The organism is Variovorax sp. P1_H12_2, from assembly GCF_056405335.1.
Genome location: NZ_JBFUCI010000532.1, coordinates 1 through 3,722, shown reverse-complemented (window position 1 = coordinate 3,722; position 3,722 = coordinate 1). Strand labels below are relative to the sequence as shown.

Below are 3,722 nucleotides of genomic sequence, written 5' to 3'. Positions count from 1 at the left end.
GCCGATCCCGGGGCTGCCGCGCGCCGAGGCCCTGCTGCTGGCGGCCCGCGTGCGGCTGCGCCCGATCCTCATGACCACGCTGGCGATGATCTTCGGCATGGTGCCGCTGGCCTTCGCCGTGAGCGAAGGCTCCGAGCAGCGCGCGCCGATGGGCCAGGCCGTGATCGGCGGCGTCATCACCTCGTCGCTGCTGACGCTGKTGGTGGTGCCGGTCGTCTATTGCTACATGGACGACCTGGCCAACTGGGCTCGTCGCCGCTGGGCCGGCAAGCCGAAGGCGGTGGCCGAAGAAGCCGCCGGTCCGGCGCCTAAAATCGAAAGTTTGTCCTGAGTCCCCCGAGGAGAGACCCCATGAACCCCACCCCGACACTGGAGCGCCTGCGCTTCAACATGATCGAACAGCAGATCCGACCCTGGGACGTGCTCGATCTCGACATCCTCGACCTGCTGGCCCAGATCCGGCGCGAGGACTACGTGCCCGAGGCGCACCGCGCCCTGGCCTTCTTCGACATGGAGATCCCGCTCGAAGGCGCAAGCACGGCCAGGGAACCCGGCCAGCGCATGCTCTCGCCCAAGGTCGAGGCGCGCATGCTGCAGGACCTGCACATCCAGAAGCATGAAACCGTGCTCGAGATCGGCACCGGCTCCGGCTTCATGGCCGCCCTGCTGGCCCACCGCGCGGCCCAGGTGCTGACGCTGGAGATCGATCCCGGCCTGGCCGCCGGCGCCGCCCAGAAGCTGCGTCGCAATGGCGTGATGAACGTCGAGGTGCGCAACGCCGACGGCGCCACGCCGCTGGCCAGCGGCCCGACCTTCGACGTCATCGTGCTGAGCGGATCGGTGGCCCGCATTCCGCAAGGCCTGCTGGGCTCGCTGAACATGGGCGGCCGGCTGGCGGCCGTGGTCGGCGACGAACCCATGATGCGCGCCCATTTCGTGACCCGCACCGGCGAAGGCAAGTGGGACGTGCTTCAGCCGTGGGACACGGTCGCGCCGCGCCTGCTGAACTTCCCCGCGCCCTCGCGCTTCAACTTCTGAACCCCAACTCCTGTCTTTCATGATCGATCAAATCCGCCCGGCCGAGCTTGCCGACTGGTTCGCCAGGAACCCGAACGCGAGGCCGGTGGTGCTCGACGTGCGCGAGCCGTGGGAGCTCAAGACCGCGAGCGTGGTGCCACAGGGCTTCACGCTGGCGACGATCCCGATGAACGAGATCCCGGCGCGCGTCAGCGAACTCGACCCGGGCCAGCGCATCGCCTGCCTGTGCCACCACGGCGGGCGCAGCCAGCGCGTGGCCGCCTTCCTGGCGCAGAACGGTTTCGACGAGGTGGCGAACATCGCCGGCGGCATCGATGCCTGGTCTGCCCAGCAGGACCCGGCCATCCCCCGGTACTAGATGAAACACCCCCGAAGCGCCTGCGGCGCCTCCCCCTCAAGGGGGCGATACCAGCGGCCCGGCAAAGCCGGTTCCGCGGTATCTCTGGAATTGGGCTGCGCCGGTTTGATGCGTTGCGGGCAGCGCTGAGTTCTCGCCACCGAGTCATCAATTTTGAATCCCCAAGGACGCTTCATGCCCGTGCCCAGGCCACTTCCTCTTTCGGCAGCGCTCGCGACGGTGTTCGCAGCGGCTTTCGCGCTGCCGGCCCATGGCCAGAGCCTGATCGAACTCTACGACGCGGCACGCGGCTATGACGCCACCTACCAGGGGGCACGGGCGCAGTACGACGCCAACCTGGCACGGGCCGCGCAGGCCAAGGCCGGCATCCTGCCGGCGGTGGGGCTGTCGGGCAACGCCACGGCCACTCATCAGGAACTCTCGACCGACAACGCCTTTCTCAACCGCGGCATCCCGACGCAGGCCGCCGGCATCAACGCCACGCAGCCGCTCTAYCGGCCCGCCRACTGGGCCRCCTACGMGCAGRGCAAGCGCCAGGTCRMSATCGCCGAGGACGTSCTCAGGATCGCCGAGCAGGACCTCGTGGTCCGCGTGAGCCAGGCCTATTTCGATGTCCTGTCGAGCCAGGACAGCCTGGCCCTGGTGCGGGCGCAGAAGATCGGCGTGGCCGAGCAGCTCGCCTCGGCCAAGCGCAACTTCGAGGTCGGCACTTCGACCATCACCGACACGCGCGAGGCCCAGGCCCGCTACGACCTGGTCCTGGCCCAGGAGATCGCGGCCGAGAACGACCTGCAGGTCAAGAAGATCGTGCTCGACCAGTTGGTCGGCCGCCCCGGCACCCAGCCGATCCCGCTGGCCGCACCGGTGGCGCTGCCGACGGTGCTGCCGGCCGACATCAATGCCTGGGTCACCCAGGCCGAAGACGCGCATCCGGCCATCGACCAGGCACGGCTGGGCCTCGAAGTGGCGAAGCTCGAGGTCGACAAGGCCCAGGCCGGCCACAAGCCCACGCTCGATGCGCAGCTGGGCTACAACGTCACGAACAACCCGAACGGCACCACCACCAGCACGACCACCGGCAAGGTACGCGTGAACGCCGCGAGCATCGCGGTGGTGTTCAACATGCCGCTGTTCGCGGGCTTTGCAACCGAGAACCGCGTCAAGGAAACGCTGGCGCTCGAAGAGAACTCGCGCCAGACGCTGGAGTCGACGCGCCGCAGCGTCTCGCAGGCCACGCGCTCGGCCTACCTGGGGCTGATCTCGGGTGCGGGCCAGGTGAAGGCGCTGGAAGCTGCAGAGGCCTCCAGCCAGAGCGCACTCGACGCCAACCGGCTCGGCTACCAGGTGGGCGTGCGCATCAACATCGACGTGCTCAACTCCCAGGCCCAGCTGTTCCAGACCAAGCGCGACCTCGCGGTGGCGCGCTACAACGTGCTGGTGGGCAACCTCAAGCTGCGCCAGGCCAACGGCACGCTGAGCGCCGACGACTTGAACGCGATCAACGACACGCTCGCGATCGGCGGCCGCGCCAGCGTCCAGAGCGAGGCCTCGCCGACCCAGCCGTCGGCCGCCACGCGCAGCCCGGTGCCGGTGCCGCCCTCCTCGCTGCCGACGCCGGTGCCGTCGGCCATTCCCGTGATTCCGCCCGTGATCACGCCGCCCTTCAATCCCCAGCCGCCGACGATGCCGGTGCCGCCTCCGCCGCCCCAGATCGTCCTGCCTCCGCAGCCTGCGCGCTAGGCCGGCGCCGGGCCGCCCCAAGGCGGCCTGCGGCCCCCTCGGGGGGCAGCGACCACACGAAGTGAGGGAGCGTGGGGGCCCAGTCAGGCCGGCGCCGGGCCGCCCGCGCGGCGAAGTCCGCGCTTCGCGCTGACTGGCGGCCTGCTGACCCCCTCGGGGGGCAGCGACCCACGCGCAGCGGGGGAGCGTGGGGGCTCTCAAGCCTCCATCATGTCGCGGACCAGGCTCGTGAACGCAAGCGCCGCCGGCGACAGCGTGCGGTTGGCGAGCATCACGATGCTGTAGTGCGTCTGCATGCGGGTCAGCCGCTTGATCGGCAGCCGCAGCAGCGATTCGGTGCCGTGGTTGAGGCCCGCCGTGTCGGGCGCGAGGATCACCGCGCTGGCGGTCAGAGCCAGGTGCCTGAGCGTCCCCAGGTCGTCGCAGACGATGTTGAACACGGGGCGATCGATCCGCTTCACCTGCTTGTCGAAATGGGCGTTCACGCCCAACGGCAGGTTGGGACTGGCCACCGGATAGTCCATCGCCTGGTCGAGCGTCACCTCCCCGAGCGCCAGCAGCGGGTGCTTCGGCCGCACGAAGAAGG

The 3,722-nt window shown here is 69.6% G+C and carries 5 protein-coding genes; 4 read left to right on the top strand and 1 reads right to left on the bottom strand.

Annotated features, from left to right (window positions below):
* The 4 genes from AC1D2K_RS31725 to AC1D2K_RS31710 all read left to right on the top strand — a co-directional run.
* Window positions 1-331: efflux RND transporter permease subunit (locus AC1D2K_RS31725; RefSeq protein ID WP_478094038.1), on the top strand; the 331-nt coding region annotated here is incomplete at its 5' end.
* Window positions 332-351: 20 nt separating this feature from the next.
* Complete coding sequence (locus AC1D2K_RS31720; RefSeq protein WP_478094037.1) at window positions 352-1,038, top strand: protein-L-isoaspartate O-methyltransferase family protein; 687 nt, start codon at window positions 352-354, stop codon at window positions 1,036-1,038.
* A 19-nt stretch (window positions 1,039-1,057) separates the two neighbouring features.
* On the top strand, window positions 1,058-1,396 hold the full coding sequence (locus AC1D2K_RS31715) for a rhodanese-like domain-containing protein (protein ID WP_478094035.1): 339 nt from the start codon (window positions 1,058-1,060) through the stop codon (window positions 1,394-1,396).
* A gap of 174 nt (window positions 1,397-1,570) precedes the next feature.
* On the top strand, window positions 1,571-3,136 hold the full coding sequence (locus AC1D2K_RS31710) for a TolC family outer membrane protein (protein ID WP_478094033.1): 1,566 nt from the start codon (window positions 1,571-1,573) through the stop codon (window positions 3,134-3,136).
* A gap of 197 nt (window positions 3,137-3,333) precedes the next feature.
* On the opposite strand, the gene AC1D2K_RS31705 is transcribed toward AC1D2K_RS31710, so the two are convergent.
* On the bottom strand, window positions 3,334-3,722 hold a 389-nt coding region (locus AC1D2K_RS31705), incomplete at its 5' end, for a LysR substrate-binding domain-containing protein (protein WP_478094031.1).